This window comes from Gemmiger formicilis (assembly GCF_024462815.1).
Classification (GTDB): domain Bacteria; phylum Bacillota; class Clostridia; order Oscillospirales; family Ruminococcaceae; genus Gemmiger.
This window is the reverse complement of record NZ_JANGCG010000016.1, coordinates 21420-47314: the sequence shown is the minus strand read 5'-3', so window position 1 is coordinate 47314 and position 25895 is coordinate 21420. Positions and strand designations below refer to the sequence as shown.

Here is a 25895-nt window from a genome sequence, read left to right as displayed (position 1 = left end):
AAAACCGAAGGAGAAAAAGCTATGTTCAAAAAAATCGCAGCTCTGGGTGCTGCGGCTGCGCTCAGCGTTGGTCTGATGACCGGCTGCGGCGCGTCCAGCACCACGGCCGATACCAGCAGCTACAGCGCCGAAAACCCGCTGGTGCTCACGCTGGCCCACGGCCTGTCCGAAACCCACACCGTCCATATCGCCATGACCCAGTTCGCTGAGGAGGTCAACGAAAAGACCGACGGCCGCATCCAGGTCAAAATCTTCCCCAACGGCCAGCTCGGCAGCGAGAACGAGAACCTCGAGCAGCTGCAGGCCGGCGTTATCGCCATGACCAAGGTCTCTGCCCCCGGTCTTGCCACCTACAACGAGGCCTACAACGCCTTCGGTCTGCCCTACATTTTCAATGATACCGAGGACTTCTACCACGTCATGGACTCCGAGGAGATGCAGGACTTCTTCCTCTCCACCGGCGATGACGGCTTCGTCACGCTGACCTACTACACCTCCGGCGCACGTTCCTTCTACACCAAGGACAAGGCCATCCGCACCCCGGCTGACCTCAAGGGCTTGAAAATTCGCGTCCAAGATATGAAGAGCCAGACCGATATGATGACCTATCTGGGCGGCATCCCCGTGGCCATGTCCTACGGTGACGTTTACACCTCGCTGCAGACCGGCATCATCGACGGCACCGAGAACAACGAGACTGCCCTGACCACCGGCAAGCACGGCGAGGTCTGCAAGGTCTATTCCGTTGACCAGCACGCCATGATTCCCGACGTCCTGATTATGAGTGAGAAGGTCTGGTCGCAGATTTCTCCTGAGGACCAGCAGAGTATCCTCGAGGCCGCGCACGACTCCACCGAGGCCCATAAGGTCATGTGGGACACCGCCGTGGAGGAGGCCGTCAAGGAAGCTCAGGAGACGATGGGCGTTGAGTTCGTCTACGATGTCGACAAGGAGGCCTTCCGTGAGGCCACCCAGCCGATGATTGATGCCTACGAGGAGCAGTACCCCGGCGTCAAGACACTGCTGGACACCATCGACAAGGCAAGAGGGGAGGAGTAAGCCATGAAAAAGACCTTTGCAAGCATCAAATTCTGGATGGACAAAGTCCTGAGCATCGCCTGCGCCATCCTGCTGTCCTTTATGACGATTCTGGTTCTGATTCAGGTTTTCTCCCGCTATGTCCTGAACAGCCCGGTCGCTTTCACCGAGGAACTCGTCCGCTACAGCCTGATCTGGACCGGCTTCATCGGCGCGGCCTACGCCTTCTCCACCCGCGAGCATATGTCGCTGACGATTGTCCGCGACAAGTTCACCGGCAAGGCCCACACCGCCCTGCTGGTCGCCATCGACGCCCTGATTCTGCTGATGGCCATCTTCGTGTTCACGATCGGCGGCTTCAAGCTGGCCGTTTCCGCCGCCCGCGAGTTCTCCGCCCTGCTGGGCATCCCCAGAAGCCTGGTCTACTCCATCGCCCCGATTTCCGGTGTTTTCATCATCTTAGCGCAGATTATCAACATCTATGAGGACATCACCGGCGAAAAAGTCGATTCCAAGGAGGGTGCAGACAAATGAGTATCACCATGACGACCGTTATCCTGTTCGCCGTGTTCGGCATCCTGCTGTTCCTCGGCGTGCCCATCTCCATCAGCATTGTGGCGTCCAGCATTGTGACCGCCATGTCCACCCTTTCGTGGGATCAGATTACCTTCATCACGATGCAGAAGATGAACTCCGGCGTGGAGAGCTTCTCTCTGCTGGCCGTGCCCCTCTTCATCCTGGCCGGCAACATCATGAACAACGGCGGTATTGCCAAGCGCCTGGTCAACTTCGCGCAGCTGTTTGTCGGCAAGATTCCCGGCTCGATGGCACAGGCCAACATCCTGGGCAATATGCTGTTCGGCGCGCTGTCCGGCTCCTCTGTTGCGGCAGCCTCCGCTATGGGCGGCTGCATCAGCCCCATCGAGGAGGAGAACGGCTATGACCCGGCTTACTCCGCCGCCGCCAACATCGCCTCCGCTCCCACCGGTCTGCTGATTCCCCCGACATCCGCCTTCATCGTCTACTCCACCGTCGCGGGCGGTGTCTCCATTTCCACCCTGTTCATGGCCGGTTATGTGCCCGGCATCCTGATGGGCCTGTGCTGCATGGTGGTCGCTTTCATCGGCGCCAAGAAGGCAGGCATGAAGGCCACCGGCTTTGACCACAGCCAGAGCGTGCTGAAAACCGTCTGGGACGCCGTGCCCAGCCTGCTGCTGATTATCATCGTCATCGGCGGCATCGTCTCCGGCATCTTCACCGCCACCGAGGGCGCAGGCATCGCCGTTCTGTACTGCCTGATTCTCTCCATCATCTACAAGAGCATTGATTTCAAGGGCTTCCTGAGCATCCTGCTGAACTCTGCCAAGACCAGCGGCATCATCCTGTTCCTGATTTCTGCTTCCTCCGCAATGTCCTTTGTCATGGCGTACTCTGGCATCCCGGCTGCCATCTCCAACGGCCTGATGAGCCTGACCGACAACAAGTACATCATCTTCCTGCTGATGAACATCATCCTGCTGGTCATCGGTATGTTCATGGACATCACCCCGGCTATCCTGATTTTCACCCCGATTTTCCTGCCCATCGCCATGAGCTTTGGCATGACCGAGATTCAGTTCGGCGTCATGCTGATCTTCAATATGTGCCTGGGCAACATCACCCCGCCGGTCGGTTCTGTTCTGTTTGTCGGCTGCGGTATCGGCCATGTCACGATTGAGCAGGTCACCTCCAAGCTGATTCCCTACTTTGTCGTGCTGATTGCCGCCCTGCTGGCCGTCACCTACATCCCGGCCCTGTCCCTGGGCCTGCCCAGCCTGATGGGCCTGATCTAAGCCATAGTTTTTTCTGTCATAAAAGCAAAAGCAGCGCCCTGCGCGGAATTACCCGCAGGGCGCTGCGCTGTTTCTATATGTGTTTACTCAAAGGTAATTTTCAGGATTGCGTCAGCTCGTTCACGGCGGTCTCCAGCTGAATCAGCGCCTGAGTCAGGGTGGCGCGGGGGCAGGCAATGTTGAACCGCTGGAAGCCCTGCCCGACGGTGCCAAAAATCGCACCGCTGTCAAGCCAGAGCTTAGCTTTATGCAGAATGAAATCCTCCAGCGCATCGGGGCTCAGCCCCAGCCTGCGGAAATCCACCCAGACAAGATAGGTTCCCTCAGGCGCGTGCATGGTCAGCTGCGGCAGGCGGGTGCGGAGAAACTCCGCCATATACGCAATATTGCCGCACAGATAATCATTGACGGCATTGTACCAGACCTCGCCGTGGGTGTAGGCGGCCTCGGCGGCAACAATTCCGGCGGCGTTCAGCTGACTGTAGCCGCTGGCGTTGTAGATACGGCGGAACTGCTTGCGCAGCGCCTTCTCCGGAATGAACAGATTTGACATCTGCAGCCCGGCAATGTTGAAGGTCTTGCTGGGGGAGGTCGCAATCATACTGAACTGTGCAAAGGCCGGGTAAACCGCGGCAAAGACATGATGCTCACCCTGCCAGACAAAGTCGGCGTGAATCTCGTCACTGAAAACCGTGACATGGTGCTTCTGGCAGATGCGGCCGAGCGTCAGCAGCTCTTCGCGGCTCCAGACACGGCCAACCGGGTTGTGGGGGCTGCACAGCAGGAACAGCTTGACCTGATTATCGACAATTTTAGCCTCAAAATCAGCATAATCAATCTGATAGCGGCCGTCAGCGTCCTGCTGCAAATCACTGGAAACCAGCCTGCGGCCATTGTCCAGCACCACCTCGCTGAATGGGTAGTAGACCGGCTGCTGAGCCATCTGCATTTTCAGTACGCCAGCGGTGTGGAGCATCTGCTGGACCACGCCACCAACACCCTGCGCACCCCCATGTGGTACGCCACGATGTGCGATGCGGACGGCACCCTGCTGGAGCAGTGCAACATTGTCCGCGCCTTCCACCGCCTGCCGCTGTGGAAGGCGCTGCCGTAAAAGTACATACCGCGAACAGAAAACCGGCGCCCGCCACAATGGCAGACGCCGGTCTTTTGAATCATGCAGCCCTGTTTACACAGCTTTGGCGCGGGTGGGCTTGAGCTTCTCGGCTGCAAGGCAGAGCAGCACGGTCAGCACCATATCGGGCAGGGTGTACCCGACCGGCGTATCCACGCCCATCAACAGGCGGTAGGCCGCAAAGCCGATTGCCCAGATAACAAGGTTGCGGGCATCGGCAGCTACCGCAAAGCGGTCACGCTTCAAAAGGAAGTGATCCGCAATCTGCACGGCAATCATCGGCGCAAAAACCGAACCGATGAGGTACAGAAAGCCGGTAATGTCATCCATCGGGAAGAGGATGGCGGCAACCGTGCCGATGACCGCCACCACGATGGCGGTCTTTTTGCCGTTCAGCTTTGCAGAAAGGCTCTCCGCCGAGATACCGGCGCTCCATGCGTCCAAAAAGGTCGTTGTAACGGTGGAAAGCACCAAAATTACCAGTGCGGCGATACCCAGCCCCGCCTTTACCATAATGACGGCAATGTCATACTCGCCGGTAAAAATGGCTGCGCCCATGCCAATGACGTACATCCAGCAGGACACCGCACCGTAAACCAGCACGCTGACCCACGTTGCCTGCGTGGGCTTCTCGGCGTCGCGGGTGTAATCGCTGATCAGCGGCAGCCAGGACAGCGGCATGGCCACAGCCAGCTCGACCGCTGCGCCAAAGGTCAGGCCATCGTCCGCCACACCGGCCATTGTATTGCCGGAGAAGAAGATAACCTTGCACAGGACAAGCGTCAAAATAAACAAGGCGGCCATGGTAATTTTGTTAATCCAGCCCAAATCGGTCACGCCCACGGCAATCCACAACACGATAAGGGCACCGATAACCAGACACCAGACCCAGCGGCCAATATCAAAAATGCCGCCCACGGCCAGCGCGCCGTCATAAATCATAATGGCCGTCCAGCCCACAAGCTGCAGCACGTTCAAAAAGGCAAACAGCAGGCCGCCCTTCTGGCCGAAGCTCATTTTGACGGTTTCCATCGCACTGCGGCCGGTGCGCCCGCCGATGAGTCCCGCCAGCAGCATCATGGCACAGCCGATGATGTGACCGAGGAGGATGGCCGCAAAGCCCTTTGCCATACCGAGAGATGCAAAGGACGTGCCTGTGAGGATTTCTGCCAACGAGACGCCCGCGCCGAACCAAATCAGGCCGTTCTGAAAGGTAGAGGTTTTTTTCATTCGACAAAATCCCCCTTGAGCGCGAACATATGGTTCATCGGGCCGGAGCCGTGGCCCAGATCCAGCATGGCGGCCAGCGCGCCGGAGATGTACGCCTTGGCGCGCTCGACCGAGGTGGTCAGGTCATACCCCTTTGCCAGGTTGGAGGCAATGGCGCTGGACAGCGTGCAGCCGGTGCCGTGGGTGTTGGGGTTATCAATGCGGCGGCCGCGGAACCACTGGCCTGCACCGTCCCGCCAGAGCAGATCATCGGCATCGTTAATCTGGTGCCCGCCCTTGCAGAGCACCGCACAGCCGTAGCGCTCGCTGATGGCCTTGGCGGCCTGCTCCATATCGGATGCGTTGTGAATCGGCATTTCGGCCAGAATCTCCGCCTCCGGGATGTTGGGGGTCAGCACCTCTGCCAGTGGCAGAAGGTTCTTGCACAGGGCGGTCACGGCATCATCCCGCAGCAGCTTTGCGCCGGAGGTGGCCACCATAACGGGGTCCACAACAATATGCGCTGCATTGTATTCCTTCAGCTTTGCGGCGATGGTCTCAATCAGCGCTGCCGAGGATACCATGCCGATTTTCACAGCATCAGGGCGGATGTCGGTAAAGACGGCATCCAGCTGCTCGGCCAGAAAATGCGGGGTTGTCTCGAAGATGTCGGTCACGCCGGTGGTGTTCTGGGCGGTCAGGGCCGTGATAGCGCTCATGGCAAAAACGCCGTTGGCGGTCATGGTCTTGATGTCTGCCTGAATTCCGGCGCCTCCGCTGGAATCGCTTCCAGCAATGGTCAATGCTGTTCTCATTGATTATGCTTCCTTTCTGTACAGCAAGTTTTGTAACGCGGCACAAGGTGGTGCCCCCAATGTACCGCAAAAAAGTGCGGATGTGCCAAATAGGGCACACCCGCACTGGTAGCGCTGTATCTCCCTACGTTGGCATTATCCAAATCAGGTTACGGGTCAGGGCAACACAGCCCACTCTCAGCCTGCTTGACGCAAGCTCCCCTTTGTACAAAAATATAGTAGCACAGCTGCTCGGCATTTGCAAGATAAATTTTCCGCTGCTTACAGCTTCTCGCTCAATGCGCGCAATTCGCGGCTGGCTTGCGCGGGGTCACGGGCAGAAAAAATTGCGCTGACAACGGCCACACCGGCCAGGCCCCGGCCCTGCAGCTGCAGGATATTTCCCGCGTCAATGCCGCCGATGGCTACCACCGGGATGGTCACGGCGTGGGTCACGGCGGTCATCGTCTCGGCGGTGACCGGGTGCGCATCCAGCTTGGTGCCGGTCACAAACGCCGCGCCACAGCCAAGGTAGTCCGCACCGTCCGCCTGTGCCGCCAGGGCTTCGGCGGCGTTATGCGCTGATACGCCAAGAATTTTGTCCGGCCCCAGCAGGGCGCGGGCGCGGCGGGCAGCCATATCGCTCTGCCCCACATGGACACCGTCCGCACCGGACGCAAGTGCTACCTCTACATCATCATCCACCACAAAGGGTACACCGCGGGTGTGGCAGAGCGCTGCCAGCGCGCGGGCCTCAGCCAGAAGCTCCGCGGGGGAGCAGTCCTTGTCGCGCAGCTGCACAAAGGTGGCCCCGCCGTCCAGCGCGGCAGAGACGGTTTCCAGCAGGGTGCGCCCCTGCAGATGGCGGCTGTCGGTCACGGCATACAGCCGCAGCTGTTCGGGCAAAACTTTCATAAAAAGAGCCTCCTTGGGGTTGTTTGCTACCACTATACCCCCGCCAAGGCAAAAATGCAAGCGGCACTTGACAACCCCGGCGCAAAGGTGTACCATACGTGGTAAGAACAGGGGAGCCGGAGGTCCGGCTGAGAGGAAGCACACCGCTTCGACCCTTTGACCTGATGTGGATTATGCCACCGTAGGAAGGACTCAATACCGTCTTTTTTTGCAGGGCTACCCATCGGCACCCTGCTTTTATTTTTGAAATTTTGGGAGAAGGGAAGAGATAGACCGTCAGAATCCGCGGGCCGAGGGGGAGCGCCCTGGGCCTTTGCAGTGTCCGCGATGGGAAGCCGTGTTCCGGCGTGAGAGGAAGCCAGTGAGCTTCGACCGACCACCATGCACCCATGTATCCGGGGTGCAGTGGGCCCGTGCGGGAGCTGTGCGCGGTTTTGGCGGCGGCTCTTCCGCTTTTTCATGTCGCATTTACAAGGAAAAGGAGACCCAAAATGAAAACAAATACAAAAAAAATCGCGTTGGCCGGCGTATTATGTGCAGTGGCCGTTGTAGGCAGTATGTTCTCGTTCCCGGTGTTCGGCAGCAAGTGCGCGCCGGTACAGCATATGGTCAACGTGCTGTGCGCCGTGCTGCTGGGCCCGTGGTATGGCGTGGCCGTGGCTTTTGTGGCAAGCCTGTTGCGCAATCTGCTGGGCCTTGGCAGCCTGATGGCCTTCCCGGGCAGTATGTGTGGCGCGCTGCTTTGCGGAATTTTGTACCATAAGACGAAGAATTTGCTGGCCACTTTAGCGGGCGAGGTCTTTGGCACCGGCATCATCGGCGGACTGTTGGCATGGCCTGTGGCGGTGTTCCTGATGGGCAAGGCCGCGGGCGATATCGCCTTTTACGCCTATATTGTGCCGTTTCTTGTGTCCACGGTGGGTGGCTCCATCATCGCCGGTGTGGTGCTCATTGCACTGGAAAAGAACAGTACTCTGAAAAAAATGCAGGCAAGCCTTGCCCGCTGAAAGAGGAACGCATGACCTGCGAAGAAGCACGCGCTGCCATCCGCAGCCGCCAACCGCTGCTGCACTGTATATCCAACGTAGTTACGTCAAATGATTGTGCCAATTTAGCACTGGCCGTAGGGGCAAGCCCCATCATGGCGCAAGCGCCGCAGGAGATGGCAGAGATTGCCGCCCTTGCCGATGCGGTGGTACTGAACACCGGCACACCCAATGAAGCCAATTTCACCGCCGCACGCCTTGCGGGTAGTACAGCTAACCGGCGCGGTGTGCCGGTGGTGCTGGACCCGGTGGGCGTAGGTGCCAGCTCATGGCGGCTGGCGCAGATACGTGTTCTTTTACAGCAGGTACATCCCACGATTGTCCGGGTCAATTACGGTGAGGCGGCCGCTTTGCTTACAAGCGGCCGAGAAGTTTCCGCCAACGCAACCGAGGAAACCGCAGACCCTGTACCATCTGATTTTGCCGCAGTGGAGCACGGTGTGGACAGCCTGACCGCGCCCACGGATGCTGCAGCCTGCGCCAAGGCATTGGCTGCTCAGCTCGGCACGGTTGTGTTGCTCTCCGGCGAGGAGGATTTGGTTACCGATGGCCATACGGTGTACACTGTACGCGGCGGCAGTCCGCTGATGCGGCGCGTCACCGGCGCAGGCTGTATGCTGTCGGTGCTGTGCGGTGCGTTTGCCGCGGTGGAGCATGACGCTTTGGCCTCCGCCCGCCACGCAGCCACGTTTTGGAAGTCCTGCGCCGCCGCAGCAGCTGCCCAATGCCGCGGCAGCGCCAGCTTCCGTGTGGCCCTGCTGGACGAAGCGTCGATGTAATGGCTCGGCTAAACCGTATTTTTGCATGAACTTATTACGAAAAACCCGTTTTGGCCGGGGTAGGGGGCATTTTTGTTTCGCTGAACGGCAGCACAAAAAAGATTGGCTCAAAAAACCGCGATGGGTACGAGCTGGCGATTCATGTGCTGGAACTTCTGCGCGATATGGCATTTGACGGCGTGCATAGCAACTGGGTGATGCATAGCAACAACGCCGATGATTTTGCCAATAGGATTACCTTGTGTGAAACATATAAGGTGTCGGCGCTTTCGGTGATGTGTTCAAGCCGGATTCCTCGCACCAGCTGCCCAGTGCCCCCCACCGCCGCGCATAACCCGCAGGAGCCGTGCAAAAGCTGCAACCTGCAAAAAAACTGCCTGCCCTGTATGGCGTTCAATCATAAGCTGCACGGAAAAATCGCTTTCGGCACTCAAGAGTGCCCGCTGAAACAGGAAAGAGCTTTGCTTTGACACAGCTTTGACAATTCGGTTAGGAATTCTTTAAGCCGCCCCCCTATATTTCGCTAAACATCGATTTAGCGAAATATTGTAAATTGCATTTAGATACCCTGCTTTTTCTGCTTCTCTGTTCCCTGTCACTTGCATTTATACGCAACTTTGCTAACAGGGTCAAAGCAATGGAAACATCTTTCAATAATTGTAATCCTATGGCAACACCGCACAATGATATTGTCAATATCACTATAACGCAAAAGAGGACACCCTACGGTGCCCCCCTCTTACAGGTTGCAGCGGGCCGGAACCCGCCGCTTGTTATAAATTGAAAATCAGCAGCTTATCTTTTCTCTTCTTTTCCAGCACAGAAAGCCGTACATATCGTTGAAAAAGAAAATCGCAAAATTGACCACCACCGGAATATATATCGGGTTTTCCATGGAGGCCAGCGTCCACAGTATAATCAGGACAATATCGTTGGACGCATAGCCCAGCGCATAATAGGACGAGCGCAGCATGGTAAGTGTTGCCGCCAGCACACTTGTTGCAATGGAAATTGTGCTGAACAGGATATGCGGCGTGTTCAGTGCATCCAGAATCCGGTAAAATAAACACGTTGCCACTGCCGCAAAAACGATTACGCCAAGGATGTGCCGGGGTTTGAGCTTTTGAATGGCAACTTCTTTTCCGTTTGGCGCAGGATTCTTTATCCATGTAATCGTTGACCACACCGCCATTGGCAGGGCCATGCCCAGATAGGTTATCATTTCACCCCAGTAATGGAATCTCCATGAAATGATGCCGTACAGAACGCTGAACACCACCATTAAAATCTGCGCCCATACGTTTCCTTTTGCGGCAAAAATCAGGGACGTGATGCCAACACACGCGGCAACCAGTGTCAGAATGTCCATATTTTCTGTCAGCGTGTTTGAAAGTATCACAATGCACAAGGACCCCAGCCACAACATCCATTCCTTGCGGGTCAAATCTTTTATCGGATTGCTCATTCAAATCTCCTTATGGAAAGTGTTTGCCGGTTCCGTTCCGGTTTAGGAAAACAACATATTGAACAAATCATCAATGGTGCGGCGCTCCTCACCGAGCGCCATCTCAATGTCGGTAACGGTTGTAGGCTGCATAAGGCCTCTCAGTGGAGGATTTATTCGGCAACGTATTATTGACAGTACCACAAATACCAGCGAAATACAAGGGCTTGTGCAAATTTATACAGTGGCATCTATGCAAAATTCCCCCGACTGCCTTATATACAGCAGTCAGGGGAATTTTCTTACATATCTCGCCTCTTTACGACTTTACTCAAATCATACCGCGGCTCGTATTTTACTGTGCAGCCTTTTTGCTTGCCTTCTTGAAGTCCTTGTAGGCCTTGTATTCCTCGGTCTTGCGGAGCTTTTTGGCACCCAGAATCCAGAGCACCAGACCCAGCAGGAAGAAGAACACGGCGGCGCAGGCAATGATAATCACAATCGTAATCACCATCGGGCGGACCACCTTGATGGTGGTGTTTGCGCCCACACCGTTCATGCCGCAGCTGTTGGCAATGGCATACAGGTTGTGGTGGCAGGCCTCACGCATTGCGTTGACGATAACGCCGTCATTCTGGTACTGCGGCAGCATATCGGTCACGTAGGGCATCATAGCGTCATAGATGGACACACCGGCCATCACGCCGTCCGGGCCGTTGACGTAGACGTTCAGCACGTTGTCGGTGATGACCATACCATCACAGCCCCACTCGCCGCGCAGGATGCCGTTGACCAGACCCGCGTTACCACCGGACCAGACAGCGCCCCAGCGGGTGTAGGCAATCATAACACCGTTGCCGTTGCCCACTTCGATGGGTGCCTGAAAAGCCTTCAGGTAGACCTCGCGGGCAGCCTGCTCATTGAGCCAGACGCCCAGACCAATGCGGTCCTGCTCGCAGTCGTTCAGCGCAAAGTGCTTCATAACCACGTGAACACCCTTCTCCTGAATGGCGGCAACCTCATAGGCGCTCATCATACCGGAGAGGAAGCCGTCCTCGGAGTAGTACTCAAAGTTACGGCCGCCATAGGGGGTGCGGTGGATGTTGTTGCCGGGGCCGTACAGACAGGCGATGTCGGCCTGCAGGCAGTTGTTGCCGATGACCTTGCCAATCTCGGTCATCAGGTCGGTGTTGAAGGTGGCGGCCATAACATCCTCGGAGGTGAAGGCCGTGGCGGTCAGCTGGGTGGCATCGCTGCCCAGCAGGCTGGCGGTCAGACCCTGCGGGCCGTTCTCGTCACGGGTGCCGGGAGCCTCGACGCTCTTGACAGGCATCGTCCAGTGGAACGCATCGGAAATCAGGGTGTTCATCTCGTCGAAGGTCAGCTCGTCCAGCAGATTCTCCCACTTGGGATCGTCATAGTCGAGGCCGATCATCTCATACAGCGTCACACCATTAGCTTTGCCCATTGCAGGCAGGTTCATCGTCTCGTAGTCGGCGGCGTTGTAGCGCACGTCCTGCAGATCCTTCTTGAGCTGTTCAGTCAGAACCAGCTTGACCGTCTCGGTGGGCAAAGTGCCGTTCCAGTCACTGCGGCTCAGCCACGTGACAGTGTTGCTCTCGCCGTCATAGAGGTTCGGGTCGGCACAGGACAGCTGGTTGACAATCTCGGTGCCGTTCTCGCTGGTGGAGTAGGTGGTGGTGTCGAGCGCGTCCTCCGTCCAGCTGTAGGTCAGGTCGGCGCTGCCGTCGGCGGTCATTTTGCCGTTGGTAGAGGCAACCGTGTAGCCCTTGGCTGCCAGAATGTTATTCACAGCGTTGTGCGCATCGGTAGCGGCGGTGAGGTAATAGTCACCGGCATCCAGAATGTAGGTGCCTGCGCCGTAGGTGTCAAAGCTGGCAATGTCGCGCTTGTTGACGGTCATCTTGACGGTCTCGCTTGCACCGGGGGCCAGCTCGGCAGTCTTGCCGAAGCCGACCAGCGCCACGGCGGACTTCTCCACGCCGTTGGCCTTGTCATACTCGGTGTAGGGGCTCTGAACGTAGACCTGCACGGTCTCCTTACCGGCCACAGCGCCGGTGTTCGTGACCTTGACGCTGACGTCATAGGTATCGTCGGCGGCATTATACTGCACGTTCATATCGCTGTAGCTGAAATCGGTGTAGGACAGGCCATAGCCGAAGGGATAGGCCACAATGTCGCTGTAGGCGTAGTCCCCCGCGTTGCCGCTTCCGGTGACAAAGTCCTCATAGCGGGTCTCGTAGTACTTGTAGCCTACGTAGATGCCCTCCTGATAAATCATATAGGTGCTGCCCTTTTCGGGGACATCGCCGCCCTCAACATAGCCGTCATAGACGGTGGGCGTGAAGTTCCACATAGCGGGGGCGCTGTAGTTATCGTAGCAGTAGGTATCCACCAGGCTACCGGAGGGGTTCACATCGCCGACCAGAATCTGGGCCACGGCGTTGATGCCGGTGATGCCCACATCGCCAATCCAGAGGGCGGCGTCAATGTCATACTCGTTGTCCTTCAGGAAATCGACCTGCAGGGCATTGGCAGAGTTGATGAGCACAACAATCTTCTGAATCTGGCCGTTCTTCTTCATCTCGGCCAGATTGGCAAGCAGTGCCTTCTCATTCTCGTCGAGTGCCAGATAGTTGACCTCGCCGTAGGACAGGTCTGCGCCCTCGCCGCCGACGCGGGAGAGGGTGACGATGGCGGCATCGCCGTAGTCGGCCACGCTGTTTTTCACCTCATCGGTGTAGACGTCCCACGGCACCTCCGCGGTAGCAGAGCTCTCGGTGGCAACCGTACCGCTGCCTGCGCGGGCGTAGTCCTTACCGGCACCGGTGGTGTAGAAGTCCCACAGCGTTGGGTTGACGGTTGCGCCCACCTTTTCCAGCGCGGTGCGCAGGGTGTCGGCGGTGGAAGCGTCAATGTTGCCGGAGCCCGTGCCGCCATAGACCAGGTTCACACTGGAGGAAGAGAAGGTGCTGACCTTCGCGTCCTTGGCAAGCGGCAGGGCGTTGTTGTTGTTCATGAGCAGGGCTGCGCCCTCGGCCTCGACCTGCTGGCAGAGCACGAGACCGTAGTCCACCATCTCCTCCGCGGAAGCGAAGTCACTGGTGAAGTACTGTGCGTTGGGGTCCTCATTTTCCAGCTCCCAGAAGGTACCACCAACAAACGCCGCAATCGTGTTGTCGAAGGTGGTGAGAACCTTGGAAAGCGGGATGAATACGACCATGAGCACAGCGCAGAGGATTGTCAGAATCTTCCACGCCAGCACGGTCTTGCGCTTGGCCTTTTTGTAGGCTTTTTTCAGCGCTTTCTTTTGTGCTTTGATTTCGTCCATGATTTTCTCCTTACCAATTTTTGTCACCGCTAAGGTGTTTTTCCCTATTGTACACGTTAATTAGCAACTCCGCAACAATTCTGAAGCAATTTGCGAAATTCGGTAGCCTTTCTGAAATATCCGGCTTTTGCGTGACAAAAAACGCGGCGCATATTTGTGCAAAGTGAACAAATCACAGCCTTTTGGGGTGCTGACCGCGCCGCAGAGGAGCCTCTCCCCCGCTTAGTATTCCACCCCTTCGCGGGCAGTGACGCCCTGCGCATAGGGGTGCCTTACCGCCCGCATTTCGGTCGAGTAATCCGCGGCGGTCTGCATCCATTCCGCAGGCTCGCGCCCGGTGAACACAACCTCAGCGGTCTTGGCGCGGGCGGCGGCCACCTTCAGCAGCTGCTCCTCCACCAAGCCGCTTTTGCAGGCAGCGCAGGCCTCGTCCAGCACCAAAAGCTCAAACGGCTCAGCCAGTGCGGCCTGCAGCGCGGCGTTGTTGTTTGCCCGCGCCTCGGCCTTTTCGGCGTCCGTCATCTGCCACGTAAACTTTGCATTCGGGCAGGCGCGCACCGTGGCCCCACAGCGGCGCAGCAGGGAGATTTCCCCGCTGGTGCCGTCCTTCAGGAACTGCACAACCGACACCCGCTGCCCATGCCCCAGTGCCCGCAGCGCCAGACCCATCGCGGCCGTGGTCTTGCCCTTTCCGTCACCCCAGTACAGCTGCAGCATTTTGTTTCCTCCTCGTTCTTTCTATTGAGAGAAATTTTCTGCACTTATTTTAGCATAATTTTCCCCGCAGGGCTATAGGGCAATCGGTAAAGGCTGCTTGCGGGAAACTGCAGGCGACCCATATGCTACCCAAACAAAAAAGCCGGGGCAAGCCTTGCTTGTCCCGGCTGATTCAGATGATCGGAGTCATAGCCTCATACCCTTTTTTATGATTTGTATGGGGTCTTATGCAAAGGCGTCTCGCCTTATTTCCTAGTACATCGGAGTATCTCCTTATAAATCAGGTGAATTGCAGATAACCTCTGTCGGGTGGAACGGCGGTAGTCATAGCTGCCAGCCTTCTTTCTTGTCCTGATTCATATCTTCTGGGGTCTGTTTTGACGGCCCCTGAGTCTGCCAACTGTAGTGTAAGCAACCGTGCATCGCGTTTCTATATGTCTTTTACAGGGTATGACCTGCGGCTTCGGATGCGGTTCTTATTCTGTCAGCAGGCCCAGGCCCGCCGGTAATGAATGGGATCCTTGAAGTTTGCCATCGGACTTGAGCCTCCTTCCTTACGAAATACTGCCGGCGGCCTTTTGCTTCTCTTAGAGCTTTTAGCTCCTTATCTCCGGCTGTTTTCTTTCTGTGACTATACTATAGCACACCCACGTCGATTCGTCCATTCGCAGACTTCACAACGTTGGAAGGCCTGATTTGTACAGTTTCCGCCTTGAAAATCCTATGCTATGCGTGCTATAATAAGAATGTTGGGCTGTCTCTGCCGCACTGCGCAGGACGGCTTTTTTACTGGCTTGTACCGGAAGGAAAGGAAATCAGCATGAAAATTGCAGTCCCCTATGAAAACGGCGCAGTGTTTGCGCACTTTGGCCACGCGGCGCAGTTCAAGCTCTACACGGTGGAAAGCGGTATGATTCTGCACACCGAGGTCACTTCCACTGAGGGCAGCGGCCACAGCGCCGTGGTCGGCTTCTTGCAGCGCAACGGCGTAGATACCGTCATCTGCGGCAACATCGGCGGCGGTGCCCAAAGCGCCGTAATCGGGGCCGGTATGCGGCTGTACTGCGGCATCGCCGGTGATGCGGACAAGGCCGTGCTGGCGCTGCTGGCGGGTAAGCTGGTCAGTGACCCCGCCGCCTTGCAGGGCAGCCACTGCGGCCACGGCGAGGGGCACCACTGCGGCGGGCACTGCCACTGAGTGCCGCACGATAAAAGGGGTTTTCCAAAATGGAGATACAATCTGTTGCTCTGCTCGGTGCCGGTGCGGTCGGCTCCTACGTGATTTGGGGACTTGCACAAAAAAGTGGCCTACACTTTGGCGTAATTGCCGAAGGTGCGCGGGCAGAAAAGCTGCGCCAAGGCTTTGTTATCAATGATACCGTCTATCATCCGCCGGTCTGGACGCCGCAGCAGGCGCACGGCGTGGATTTGTTGATTGTGGCGCTGAAATACGGCGCACTGCCCGGCGCGCTGGACACGATCCAGACAGTTGTCGGCGAGAACACTACCGTGATGAGCCTGATGAACGGCGTGGACAGCGAGGAAATCATTGGGGCGCGGGTGGGCGCAGAACATCTGCTGCCCGCCCTGATTAAGATAGCCTCCCGCCGCACCGAGGATGGTGTCCGCTTTGACCCCGCAACCACCCTTGGCATTATCTATGGCGAGCTGAACGCACCGTTTGACAGTGCGCGTGTTGGTGCGGTGGAGCGGCTGTTTGCCGGTACCGGGGTCAACCTGCGCGTTACCGAGCACATCCGCGAGGAAATGTGGTGCAAGTTCCGCCTGAACGTCTGCAACAATCTGCCGCAGGCCATTCTGGGCGCGGGCATCGGCTGTTACCGTGACAGCGAACATATGGAAGCCATCCGCAGCGGCCTGCGCAACGAGCTGGAGGCCATTGCCGCGGCCAAGGGCATTGATATGACCAAGGTGGATGCCTCCACCGTCCACGGCAGCCCTGCGGCGGCCTCGGCGCGGTTTTCCACCCTGCAGGATCTGGAGGCCGGGCGCCACACCGAGATTGATATGTTCTCCGGCGCGTTGATGCGCATGGGCCGTGAGCTGGGCATCCCCACGCCGTACAACGACTACACCTACCATATGATTAAGGCGTTGGAGGAAAAGAATGACGGCCGCTTCACCTACGATGGCAGCGAGCCGCTGTGCTGGTCAAAGTAATAACCTATCCGTTTTCCGGGCAGCTATGCCCGGATTTTTTATTTTTTTGCAGAAATTTTCTCTCAATAGCCGGACAAAGGCCGTATAACTCCGTGGCAAATGTTATTTTGCAGATGCTTTTGGCCGTTGCTATGCTCATTGGGCAATATAGTGAATGTATGTCACTAACTTCCCGCCTTTGTCGCGCTACAAAATCACCGTGTCCCTGTAGGGAAGGGTCTTGTCCCCGCCGCGTTACCCGCCAGCGCCTTCTCCCTTGCAAAATGGCTGACAAGCCGCCTGAGGGTTGCCCCGGCGTTCTGGGCGTGCTCGGCCTCAACAAATCGCTCACGACGGTTCATGCCGGGGATGCTGCGTTCCATGAGCTTGTTTTCCTCAGGCATGAAGCTCCTCCTTTCCCATCTGGGAATCGTAAATATCCCGATACACCTTACAGCTCTGCAACAGTTCCTCATGGCTGCCGCAGGCCGCCACGGTGGTTGCATAGCCGTCTGCGGTGCCGGTGATAAACTCCTCTGCTTGCGCGGCCTGCGCGGCGGCACGGATGCTCTCGCTGTCGGCCCCTTCCCTGCCCCACGCAATGTTCTGGGCAATGGACTGGTGAAACAGCTCTGCCTTCTGCAGTGCTATCGAAACCTTGTTTCGCAGGGCCTGCAGGGTGTATTCCCGCACGTCCACACCATCCACCAGAACCGTGCCCTCCGCCGCATCATAAAACCGCGGAATCAGGTTGACAAGGGCAGATTTTCCGCAGCCGGTCGCGCCCATAATGGCCACCGTCTCCCCGGGCAGAATGGTCAGGTTGATGTTTTTCAGAGCCATCCGGTCGCTGCCGGGATAGGAAAACGAGACATTCCGGAACTCAATCTTGCCGTGCTGTTCGGTCTGTCCGTCAAAAGAGCCGTCCTGCAGCTGGGGCTCTGTGTGAAGAACCTCCTTGACCCGCTTCCATGAGGCGAAGCCTCTCGAAATATTCTGGGATAGCATTGTCAGCCCCATAATGCCGTTGAGCAGTTGGGTGGTGTAGGTGATGGCGGCCATTATAACGCCGGGCGTTGCGGCCCCCGCCGCCACTTCAAAGGCACCCACACGCAGAATCAGGGCCACCACCACATATATCAGGATATTGATGATGGGATTCATAAAGGTAAGGATGGTCAACATCTGTAATTGCGTGCAGACGAGTGCGCCGTTTGCCTTGCCGAAGCGCAGCTTTTCATAGCCCTCACAGATGCAGGCCTTGATGACGCGGATGCCGGAGATATCCTCCTGCAGGATGGCGTTAATTTCATCCAGCTGCGCCTGCAGCCGGGTAAACAGTGGGTTTGCCTTTGTCAGACAGAGCCCCATACAGCCGACAATCAGCGGAAACGCGCACAATGCAATGAGGCCGAACCGCGTATTGAGCCGGAACAGAAAGAAAATGCTGCCAAACATCAGCATTCCGGTGCGAATCATACCGCGGACAAACTGCGAAACCAGATTCTGCACCTGTGTGATGTCATTGGTCATACGTGTAACCAGCGAGCCAGTGCCAAAGCAGTCCACCTACGGAAAGGAGAAGGTCATCAGCCTGCGGAAGGCATCCTTACGGATATCATTGCCGACATTCTGCCCGGTCATATGCACAAAAGCGTTGTTCAGAGAGCCACAGAGGCCGCCAAACAGAACCAGGCTGGTCATTTTGAGGCCCAACGCCCAAATCAGGCTCATATCCCCCACGCCGCCGGTATGAACGCCCAGAACGCCATCATCGGCAATCCGGCTCATCAGCTCCGGCTGCAGCAGTTCCATCAGTACCTCCCCCACCATAAACGCAGCCGCAAGCACTGCATACGACAGATACCGCTTTACATATTTCCACATATCATTCCCCTTCTGACTGCCGATATGTCTTGTCCCAGTGGGCGCTGATTCTTTCCAGCAGTTCAATCAGAGTGTCCTTTTCCTGCTCGGAAAGCACGGAAAACATCTGCTCATGGCGTTCCCTGCGCTTGACGGCGGCTTCCTGCGCCAGCTGCTCCCCTGCCGGTGTCAGGCAGATGTCCGTGGTTCGGTGGTCTGCCTCACTGGAGGTCCGTGAAATTAAGTCGGCCTGCTCCAGCTTGTTGAGCACCTCGCTGGCCGAGCCCGGCTGCACCCCCAGCCGCGCTGTCAGTTCTTTCTGGGTCATGCCCGCCGTCTCCCGCAAAAGAATCATAATCCGCTTCTGGCTGGCCCGCCCCTCGGCAATCTGGCGCATGGTGTGCCCGATATCCCAGAAATTCCAGATCAGCTTATTGTTTTGGTCTAAATGCTTATATTGTTCCTTCACAAAAGCAACCTCCTTACGTTATTTTTAATCATTAGGTACCTTGATAATTATACAGTAGCAAAGCCAGACTGCCAAGGTACCTAACATATTAGCTTCTGCAATCAGCACCTTCCATTGCGAGACTTTTTCTGATTTTTGTCAGAAAATTTCTCTCAATAGCAGAAAAATTCTCGCAATTCAGGATGTTTCACGGTTTATATGTATCGTTGTTTCGTTATTTTTAGGGCTTTAATTTTTTTATTTTCCTGCCAGAATAAAACTCGCAATTAAAAAACAGGTCTTCTCCCCCCCTACCCTGCCGGAACGATTTTACGCGAACATTGTTCCTTGGTTTCCTCTGAAGCACGATTTTTTTCTTTGCAAATTGCAGAAAATTTCTCTCAATAGGGGTGTTTTCCACCGGCATTTTTTTAATTTTTTGTGCAGAAAAAAACTCGCAATAGCCCGAATTGAGAGAAACTTTCTGCCGAATTGAGAGTTTTATTCTGGGAAAAAACGCAGAAGAAAGCTCTCAATTCACGGGAAATTTTCTCTCAATAGTACAGAAAAAAACTCCCAGTAAACCAGAAAATTTCTCTCAATTCAGCATAATAAAGCTCTCAATCTACATTATTATATATAAAGAAGTAAATTATAAATAATAAAATAATAATTATGGGGAAAAATAAACTTTTATTTGGTGATTTTTCATTGCGAAAAAACGTTGACATTTCTCTCAATACAGTGTATTCTAATGGTATCGTATGGCGGAGGTAACAGGCTATGGCTACAAAAACTAACCCGGAAGTGATTGAGGGTGAATACATTGACCCAGATACCTCCGCAGAAAATAACGGCACAAAGCGGCGCAAGCGCAGCGCAGGCGTACCAAAGTACAACCCGGCTTCGGAATCCATCATTACCAAGAGCAATGACCTGATTCAGAAAACGAAGTACGCCCTGCCCAAGCTGGAACAGAAGGTTCTGCTGGCGATGATGGCCCAGATTAACCCCAAGGAGGTCCCTGACGCCAACCGCGTCTACTCGTTGAGCTTTACGGATTTCGGGCGTTTGGCGGGCGTCAATATGCACGATAATACCTATCTGGAGTACCTGAAGGATACCGTCAAGAGCCTGGAGGACCGCTCCTTCTGGAGCCTTGACCCCGACAGTGACGGCCACGAGTACAAGGTTTTGTCATGGCTGCAGCGTGGTTCAACCGTCAATGACCGCGATAAGCAGATTCGCGTGCGGTTCAACCCGGAGATTCTCCCCTACCTATCACAGCTGAAAAGTAACTATACATCGTACAATGTTGAATATCTGCTAACAATGAACAGCACCTATTCCATGCGCTTTTATGAGATTTTGCTCTCCTATGATAACGGTGATACAGATTACGGCTACACAAATGGGTTGGTGTTTCAGCCGGTGACGGATGATGTGCTGAAAATGTTCCCCGACAAGGCGCGTGAACTCCGTGGCTATAAGTACAAGGTGTTTGACATACAGGCGTTGAAAGAACAGCTCTCTCCCCCACCGGAAAAGCGAAAACGCGACAAAGAAAAGCCACTGACCGAAAAATACGCCAACTTCCACGATTTTGAGCGCTATGTTCTGACCAAGGCAAAAGAGGAAATCAACCAGATGACGGACCTCTGGTTTGATTACATCCCGGTACGCATCCGCGGCGGACGGAAATTTGAACGGCTGTACCTGTTTATCCGCTACAAAACGGCGGAAGAGATGGACGTGGTACGCAGGTTGCACGCCGAAAAGAGCGCGCGCAATGAGGAGGTTCCCCGCCGTACAAAGGCTAAAAAGACGGTGGTGGAAGCAGTTGCGCCGGAAATCAGTGTCAGCGAGCCATTGGGCGCGGAAATCGCAGAAATGACACTGACGAAGCTGTCGCATCTTCTGGAAGCCAAGGCACGTCTACAGGAGCTGCAGACCGTTATAAGCCCGGAGCTGTATGACACGGCCGGAACGGTTATCATCTATTTAAGTCGCCTGCTGACGAACACAAGCAATGAGAAAAAAGCCCGCATTGCCAACGAAACACGGGACGCGCTGAACCGTATTCTGGAAAGACAGGGTGACCTACAAATCTGGCTGGTTGGAATGGCCAGCATGATGAAAACCTTGCGAGAGCAGGGACGGCTGAAATCCCCCCAGTATAATGCAACGGTTGTGTTTAACGCAATGGAGGATATCACCATTCTGCCGCTTGGCAAGGAGGAACTGCACAACGCAGGCCGCAAGGATAAGTTTAAGCCGGACTTGACTGTGTTTGACGAGTGAATATGCCACGGAGTTATAAGGCTTTTTGACAGTAAGAAATTTAGAAGCCCCTGCTAATTTTGGCAGGGGCTTTATTATATAGCCGCAGAATAACCAGCGCGGTGAGAAGAAACCCAAAACCGGCACAGGAAATTGCACACTAAATTGCCACGGAGTTACAAAGCACTTCCTTTTCGCACAAAAGCCAAGAAAACAGTTGACGCAGAAAATATACGTGATATACTTATAAGTATCAGAGTACGGTAAACGCATACACAAAATTTGCCACGGAGTTATAAGTGCAAATTCAACCGGATACAAAGCGAGGAACTGACGAATGGCTGCAACAGTAATTACCATAGCGGTGGAAAAAGGCGGCTGCGGTAAAACCGTAACCACCTCCAATCTGGCCTACCTGATGGGCGATGAGGGCAAGCGCGTACTTTGCCTTGATACAGACCCGCAGGGCAACCTTACATTTGCGCTGACCGGCGGCAACGCCATCACCAGCAAGGCGTTTGCCAACCGAAGCCTGTATGATATGATTGACGGCTTCCGCTACAACACCCGGACGAAGGATTTCATTGTAGAGTCAGAGTACGAGAACGTAGATTTGATACCCGCCAATGACCAGACGCCGCGGCTTTCCAAGCGGCTGGGGGATTTGTACACCGACGCCCAGCGCGATTATGAAAAGGATGACCCCCGGTATCTGGCCAGTGATACCGAAGTGCTGGACTACTTCCTGCGTCAGGTCAAGGATGACTATGACTACATTTTAATTGACACCCAGCCCAGCCGGGACAGTCTGCTGCTATCCAACGCCATTGCAGCGGCAGATTATGTGCTTATCCCGCTGAAGTGCGATTCTTTTTCGGAGGATTCTGCGTTCCGAACCTATGTGCTCTGCAACGAGATGCGCAAGAGTAAGGCCAGCCGTATCCGCGGCGTTGGCGTTATGCTGACGATGGTGCAGAAAAGTGCAGCGTCGCAGGACATCCGCAAAGATTGCCGTGCTAAGCTGGGCGCAACGCTGTTCAATGCGGAAATCGCCTTTGGCAAGAGCGTAGACAACAGCATCAACCGCTGTGTGCCGGTCTGCTACTCGGCCAGAACACAACCGCCCGCAAAGAGCTATGTGGCTGCCTATGCAGAGCTGAAGCAGCGCTTGACGGAATTGGAGGACAAGTAAAATGGCCATGAAAAAGAAGCCGGGCCGCGCCCGCATCGGTGTGGAAATCCCCACAACGGAAGCCGTTTTCAGTGCTGCCAACAACAACGCAACAGGCAATTTGGTGGCGAATCTTGCGGCCCAGACCCGCGGTGAGTTGGCCTACGAGCAGCGCGAAATTGCGCTGCAGGACATTGAGCTGAACCCAGACAATGAGATTTTCCGCCAGATGGACACTGAGGAGGACATTGAGACGCTGGCGGCAGATATTGACCGCAACGGCCTGTTGCACAATCTGGTGGTTTTCCCGCGCAGCGAGGGCAAGATAACGCGGTATGTGATGCTGTCCGGCGAGCGCCGCTACAAGGCGCTGAACTATCTGCAGGCCCACGGTGATGCCAAGTGGAACACCGTGAAAAACTGCCGTGTCATCACAACGCCGTTGAGCGAGAACGAGAAAAAAGTAATGCTGCTCAGCGCAAATCTGCAGGTGCGCGGCGGCTTTGCCAATGAAATGATACGCCGCAAGGCCGTGGCAGAGCTGGTGGCCTGCCTGCAAAAAGAGCCGTACAACCTGACCGCCGCAGCAGCAAAGAAGGCGGTCAAGGAGGCCACGCCCATCAACGGCCGCCAGATTGACAAGGATTTGAGCATTGAGAAAAACCTGAACCCGGAGCTGACGGCGATGCTGGACAACGGTTTTTTGCTGCGCAGTGAGGCCGAGGGCTTTCTGCGGCTGAACCCGGCAGAGCAGCGCACGGCGGCGGAGAAGCTGGCGGCGCTGCGCGCTGTACCGTGCGAGGGGCCTGGCGCTGAGGAGCTTGAACGCGAGAAGCAGTTTATCCGCAAGCAGTTTGCGGATGCGCTGCTGGTAGTGGCAGGCATCAGCAATATGACCGATGCCCGCACCGCACTGGAAGCCGCTGCGGCCACGGTGACAGAGGGCACGGAACAGCTGCGCGCCCACGCGGAGCTGCTGAAGGCTGCGCCGAAGCCGGCTGTGCGTACAGAGCCGACCCCGGTGCAGCATGAGCACGTCACCACACCGAAGGTGCAGAGCAAAATTACAGGCAAGCTGGCCCAGCAGACAACCCGGCTGGAAATGATGCTGAACCGAAAAGACCCGGAGACACGGCTGGTGGAAAAATACACCCATGAGGAGCGTCAGCAGGCCATGCATGAACTGGATGAGATGATTGCCACGGCCACGCGGCTGCGCGAGCTGATTGCCAGAGTGGAGCAGGGGAGTGCTAACGCGTGAAGCAGCGACTGCGCATACGGCTGCACCATAAGATTTATGAAGCGTTAGAGCTGGAAGCTGTCTGGCAGGACAGCCGCATTGGCACGCTGGCCAACCGCATTATGCAGGAGGAGTTTGCCCACCTGCAGGCGGTTGCGCCGGACTGCATCCTGTGCGGCGCGGACGAGGGCGATGCCGAAAAGCTCCGTGCCGCTGCTGCCCACCCAGAACAATATTATGTGTTCCCCTCGTTGGACTGCCGCGAAAAGTATATGCCCAGCCACGGCCGTGGATTGGACACAAAGGGGCAGGTCACACTGCTGGTCACCGACACCCAGCTGGCCCTGCTGGACGCGCTGTTTGCGCGGGAGTGTGATTATCTGCGCGGGGTATACTCCGAGTCCGTGGGCCGGACAGTGAAAAGCTACCGGTATCAGCTGGTTGGTATGCTGCTGCACAACCCGCTTTTGCAGGAGCTGCAACGGATGTAAGGCGAACCCCGGACCAAGGAACTTCACTGTTTTTTCTATTGCGAGAGATTTTCTGCTGCAAAAAAGAGAAATTTTCAGAAGAAAATTTCAAAAAATCCGGGGAAATATTATACATACAGAAAATAAGTAAAAATATTATACGCTCTGTATATCAATTACACACTGCAATGACGTGCAAAAAGGGAAACTGTTATGATTGATACCGTTCCATTCCCGGAATATCCGCGACCGATGCTGCATCGGGAAGGCTGGTACAACCTGAACGGCTGGTGGGATTGCGCCTTCACGGCGGATGCAGAACTGCCGCCCGCCGAGGCTATGCAGACCAAAATTCTGGTGCCATACTCGCCAGAATGTGAGGCCTCTGGCGTGGGGCGCACGCTGCAGCCGGGGGAGAGCTTGCACTATCACCGGACGTTTGTCTGCCCGGCTGTGCCCGCGGGCGGGCGTCTGCTGCTGCATTTCGGCGCGGTGGACTACACCTGTACCGTCCGGGTCAATGACCACGTTGTGGGCAGTCACCGCGGAGGCTACTGGCCCTTTTCGCTGGACATCACGGAGGCGTTGTGCCCCGGGATGAACGATTTGTGGGTCACCGTACAGGACCCCACCGGCAACGGTGTACAGGCCCGCGGTAAGCAAACACTGACGCCGGGCGGTATGTTTTACCCGGCGCAGAGTGGCATTTGGCAGACCGTATGGCTGGAACCGTTGCAGCCGGTGCACATTACAGACCTGCGGCTGATGCCCGACTATGACAGCCGGACTGTCACAGTGCAGCTGAAAACCAACACGCCCGCTGCTGCTGCGGTGGAAATCTTCGCCGATGGTGTGCCGGTTGCAAAATCCGAGCTCGATGCGGGGATAGAGAAAATAATCCTCGCCGTTCCGGAAGCTGCCTTCCATCCATGGAGCCCCGAAAGTCCGTTTCTGTACACAGTCACAGCGACTTTGGCAGTAGGGGACAGGGTAGAAAGTTACTTTGCCCTGCGCAGTTGGCAAGCCGCGCGGGATGGCCGCGGTGTGCTGCGATTCTTTTTGAACGGCAAGCCCATTTTGCTGAACGGCCTGCTGGACCAGGGCTACTGGCCGCAGGGACTGTATACTCCGCCCAGCGATGCAGCTGTGGTTAAGGAGTTGGAACAGGTCAAGGTGCTGGGCTTCAATCTGCTGCGCAAGCACGCCAAGATTGAGCCGCAGCGGTGGTATTACCATTGTGACCGGCTGGGGCTGGTGGTCTGGCAGGATATGGTCAGCGGTGGCACGCCGAGCAAGCTCTGGTTTGTCACCTACCTGACGAATGTGTTCCAACCGCTGCTGCGAAAATTCCCGGACGGCGCGCCGTTTTATGGGCTGCTCAGCCGCCCGGACGCAGCCAGCCGTGACCTGTATAGGGAGGAGCTGAACGCTACCGTGGACGCGCTGGCCTGCTACCCCTGCATTGGCTGCTGGGTGCCCTTCAACGAGGGCTGGGGCCAGTTTGACGCCGCCAAGGCCACGGCCCGGCTGCGGGTACTTGACCCGGGGCGGCTGATTGACGAGGCCAGCGGCTGGTTTGACCAAGGCGGAGGGGACGTGGACTCCCGCCACAATTACTTCTACCCGCTGCGGGTCAGGCCCGGGCGGCGCACCGTGGCGCTGACCGAATACGGCGGCATTGCCTTCCCGGTGGCGGGGCATTTGACAGCCGACAAGACCTACGGCTACGGCACCGCCCGCGATAGCGCCGATATGGCGGCAAGGTATGAGAAGCTGCAATGCGAAACCGTACTGCCCCAACTGGCCCGCGGGCTTTCGGCGCTGGTGTACACCCAGCTTACCGATGTGGAGGAGGAAGTCAACGGTCTGTTCACCTATGACCGCGCCGTGCTCAAGCTGCCCGCCGACAGGGTGCGGGCAATAAATGACCGGTTGTATGCCGCGTTTGACGCCTGCGTGCGGTCTGAATAAGTGAGAAGCATATAAAAGCGGCGTACCG

At 56.2% G+C, this 25895-nt stretch carries 25 protein-coding genes and 2 riboswitches; of the genes, 14 read left to right on the top strand and 11 right to left on the bottom strand.

The window, feature by feature from the left end; genetic code table 11:
* Nucleotides 1–21: 21 nt before the first annotated feature.
* The 3 genes from NE623_RS11980 to NE623_RS11970 are packed head-to-tail and all read left to right on the top strand — an operon-like array spanning nt 22 to nt 2870.
* Complete coding sequence (locus NE623_RS11980; RefSeq protein WP_256272747.1) at nt 22–1059, top strand: TRAP transporter substrate-binding protein; 1038 nt, start codon at nt 22–24, stop codon at nt 1057–1059.
* 3 nt (nt 1060–1062) lie between these two features.
* Complete coding sequence (locus NE623_RS11975; RefSeq protein ID WP_256272746.1) at nt 1063–1572, top strand: TRAP transporter small permease; 510 nt, start codon at nt 1063–1065, stop codon at nt 1570–1572.
* Complete coding sequence (locus NE623_RS11970) at nt 1569–2870, top strand: TRAP transporter large permease (protein ID WP_256272745.1); 1302 nt, start codon at nt 1569–1571, stop codon at nt 2868–2870. Before NE623_RS11975 ends, NE623_RS11970 begins: the two co-directional genes overlap by 4 nt.
* A 100-nt stretch (nt 2871–2970) precedes the next feature.
* On the opposite strand, the gene NE623_RS11965 is transcribed toward NE623_RS11970, so the two are convergent.
* A complete protein-coding gene (locus NE623_RS11965) occupies nt 2971–3819 on the bottom strand; it encodes a MalY/PatB family protein (protein ID WP_256272744.1) in 849 nt (282 codons plus the stop codon).
* Between the two features lie 18 nt (nt 3820–3837).
* Here NE623_RS11965 and NE623_RS11960 point away from each other — a divergent pair, with 18 nt between their 5' ends.
* Complete coding sequence (locus tag NE623_RS11960) at nt 3838–3984, top strand: hypothetical protein (RefSeq protein ID WP_256272743.1); 147 nt, start codon at nt 3838–3840, stop codon at nt 3982–3984.
* Between the two features lie 75 nt (nt 3985–4059).
* Here NE623_RS11960 and cytX read toward each other — a convergent pair whose 3' ends face one another.
* The 3 genes from cytX to thiE all read right to left on the bottom strand — a co-directional run bounded on the left by cytX (nt 4060) and on the right by thiE (nt 6923).
* The gene (gene cytX / locus NE623_RS11955; protein WP_256272742.1) at nt 4060–5235 is read right to left on the bottom strand and encodes a putative hydroxymethylpyrimidine transporter CytX; all 1176 of its coding nucleotides are present in this window, start codon (nt 5233–5235) and stop codon (nt 4060–4062) included.
* Nucleotides 5232–6029 carry a bifunctional hydroxymethylpyrimidine kinase/phosphomethylpyrimidine kinase gene (thiD, locus tag NE623_RS11950; protein ID WP_256272740.1) on the bottom strand — a complete coding sequence of 266 codons (798 nt, stop codon included), beginning with the start codon at nt 6027–6029 and terminating at the stop codon, nt 5232–5234. The genes cytX and thiD overlap by 4 nt, the downstream gene beginning before the upstream one ends.
* A 104-nt stretch (nt 6030–6133) precedes the next feature.
* A riboswitch (TPP riboswitch) is annotated at nt 6134–6243 on the bottom strand.
* A gap of 47 nt (nt 6244–6290) precedes the next feature.
* Nucleotides 6291–6923, bottom strand: a complete 633-nt coding sequence (gene thiE / locus NE623_RS11945; protein WP_256272739.1) for a thiamine phosphate synthase — start codon at nt 6921–6923, stop codon at nt 6291–6293.
* Nucleotides 6924–7022: 99 nt separating this feature from the next.
* Nucleotides 7023–7128, top strand: a riboswitch (TPP riboswitch).
* Between the two features lie 184 nt (nt 7129–7312).
* Between thiE and thiW the strand changes: the two genes are divergently transcribed.
* The 3 genes from thiW to NE623_RS11930 are packed head-to-tail and all read left to right on the top strand — an operon-like array spanning nt 7313 to nt 9218.
* Nucleotides 7313–7930, top strand: a complete 618-nt coding sequence (thiW, locus tag NE623_RS11940) for an energy coupling factor transporter S component ThiW (protein ID WP_256272738.1) — start codon at nt 7313–7315, stop codon at nt 7928–7930.
* Between the two features lie 11 nt (nt 7931–7941).
* Entirely contained in the window at nt 7942–8748 is an 807-nt protein-coding gene (locus NE623_RS11935) for a hydroxyethylthiazole kinase (protein WP_256272737.1), read from the top strand.
* 50 nt (nt 8749–8798) lie between these two features.
* Nucleotides 8799–9218 carry a hypothetical protein gene (locus NE623_RS11930; RefSeq protein WP_256272736.1) on the top strand — a complete coding sequence of 140 codons (420 nt, stop codon included), beginning with the start codon at nt 8799–8801 and terminating at the stop codon, nt 9216–9218.
* Nucleotides 9219–9535: 317 nt separating this feature from the next.
* Here the strand turns inward: NE623_RS11930 and pnuC are convergent, their stop codons facing one another.
* The 3 genes from pnuC to NE623_RS11915 all read right to left on the bottom strand — a co-directional run bounded on the left by pnuC (nt 9536) and on the right by NE623_RS11915 (nt 14261).
* The gene (pnuC, locus tag NE623_RS11925) at nt 9536–10213 is read right to left on the bottom strand and encodes a nicotinamide riboside transporter PnuC (RefSeq protein ID WP_256272735.1); all 678 of its coding nucleotides are present in this window, start codon (nt 10211–10213) and stop codon (nt 9536–9538) included.
* Between the two features lie 334 nt (nt 10214–10547).
* Nucleotides 10548–13544 carry a glycoside hydrolase family 3 protein gene (locus NE623_RS11920; RefSeq protein ID WP_256272734.1) on the bottom strand — a complete coding sequence of 999 codons (2997 nt, stop codon included), beginning with the start codon at nt 13542–13544 and terminating at the stop codon, nt 10548–10550.
* 222 nt (nt 13545–13766) lie between these two features.
* Nucleotides 13767–14261, bottom strand: a complete 495-nt coding sequence (locus NE623_RS11915) for a cob(I)yrinic acid a,c-diamide adenosyltransferase (RefSeq protein WP_256272733.1) — start codon at nt 14259–14261, stop codon at nt 13767–13769.
* Between the two features lie 820 nt (nt 14262–15081).
* Here NE623_RS11915 and NE623_RS11910 point away from each other — a divergent pair.
* Entirely contained in the window at nt 15082–15459 is a 378-nt protein-coding gene (locus tag NE623_RS11910) for a NifB/NifX family molybdenum-iron cluster-binding protein (RefSeq protein ID WP_256272732.1), read from the top strand.
* A 29-nt stretch (nt 15460–15488) separates the two neighbouring features.
* Nucleotides 15489–16442: a ketopantoate reductase family protein gene (locus NE623_RS11905; protein WP_256272731.1), complete on the top strand. Its 954-nt coding sequence runs from the start codon at nt 15489–15491 to the stop codon at nt 16440–16442.
* 194 nt (nt 16443–16636) lie between these two features.
* Here the strand turns inward: NE623_RS11905 and NE623_RS11900 are convergent, their stop codons facing one another.
* Genes NE623_RS11900 through NE623_RS11885 form a run of 4 tightly spaced genes read right to left on the bottom strand, consistent with a single transcriptional unit; the run spans nt 16637 to nt 18756 of the window.
* Nucleotides 16637–16825 carry a hypothetical protein gene (locus NE623_RS11900; RefSeq protein WP_256272730.1) on the bottom strand — a complete coding sequence of 63 codons (189 nt, stop codon included), beginning with the start codon at nt 16823–16825 and terminating at the stop codon, nt 16637–16639.
* Nucleotides 16818–17990, bottom strand: coding sequence for an ABC transporter ATP-binding protein (locus tag NE623_RS11895; protein ID WP_256276155.1), 1173 nt, complete (start codon nt 17988–17990; stop codon nt 16818–16820). Before NE623_RS11895 ends, NE623_RS11900 begins: the two co-directional genes overlap by 8 nt.
* Entirely contained in the window at nt 17991–18308 is a 318-nt protein-coding gene (locus NE623_RS11890) for a hypothetical protein (protein WP_256272778.1), read from the bottom strand.
* 1 nt (nt 18309) lies between these two features.
* Entirely contained in the window at nt 18310–18756 is a 447-nt protein-coding gene (locus tag NE623_RS11885; RefSeq protein WP_256272777.1) for a MarR family winged helix-turn-helix transcriptional regulator, read from the bottom strand.
* Between the two features lie 762 nt (nt 18757–19518).
* Here NE623_RS11885 and NE623_RS11880 point away from each other — a divergent pair.
* The 5 genes from NE623_RS11880 (at nt 19519) to NE623_RS11860 (ending at nt 25867) form a co-directional block, all read left to right on the top strand.
* Nucleotides 19519–21036: a replication initiation protein gene (locus NE623_RS11880; RefSeq protein WP_256272776.1), complete on the top strand. Its 1518-nt coding sequence runs from the start codon at nt 19519–19521 to the stop codon at nt 21034–21036.
* A gap of 316 nt (nt 21037–21352) precedes the next feature.
* Nucleotides 21353–22207, top strand: a complete 855-nt coding sequence (locus NE623_RS11875) for a ParA family protein (RefSeq protein WP_256272775.1) — start codon at nt 21353–21355, stop codon at nt 22205–22207.
* Nucleotide 22208: 1 nt separating this feature from the next.
* On the top strand, nt 22209–23447 hold the full coding sequence (locus NE623_RS11870) for a ParB/RepB/Spo0J family partition protein (protein WP_256272774.1): 1239 nt from the start codon (nt 22209–22211) through the stop codon (nt 23445–23447).
* Complete coding sequence (locus NE623_RS11865) at nt 23444–23917, top strand: hypothetical protein (protein ID WP_256272773.1); 474 nt, start codon at nt 23444–23446, stop codon at nt 23915–23917. The genes NE623_RS11870 and NE623_RS11865 overlap by 4 nt, the downstream gene beginning before the upstream one ends.
* A 192-nt stretch (nt 23918–24109) precedes the next feature.
* Nucleotides 24110–25867, top strand: a complete 1758-nt coding sequence (locus NE623_RS11860) for a glycoside hydrolase family 2 protein (protein WP_256272772.1) — start codon at nt 24110–24112, stop codon at nt 25865–25867.
* Nucleotides 25868–25895: the final 28 nt, after the last annotated feature.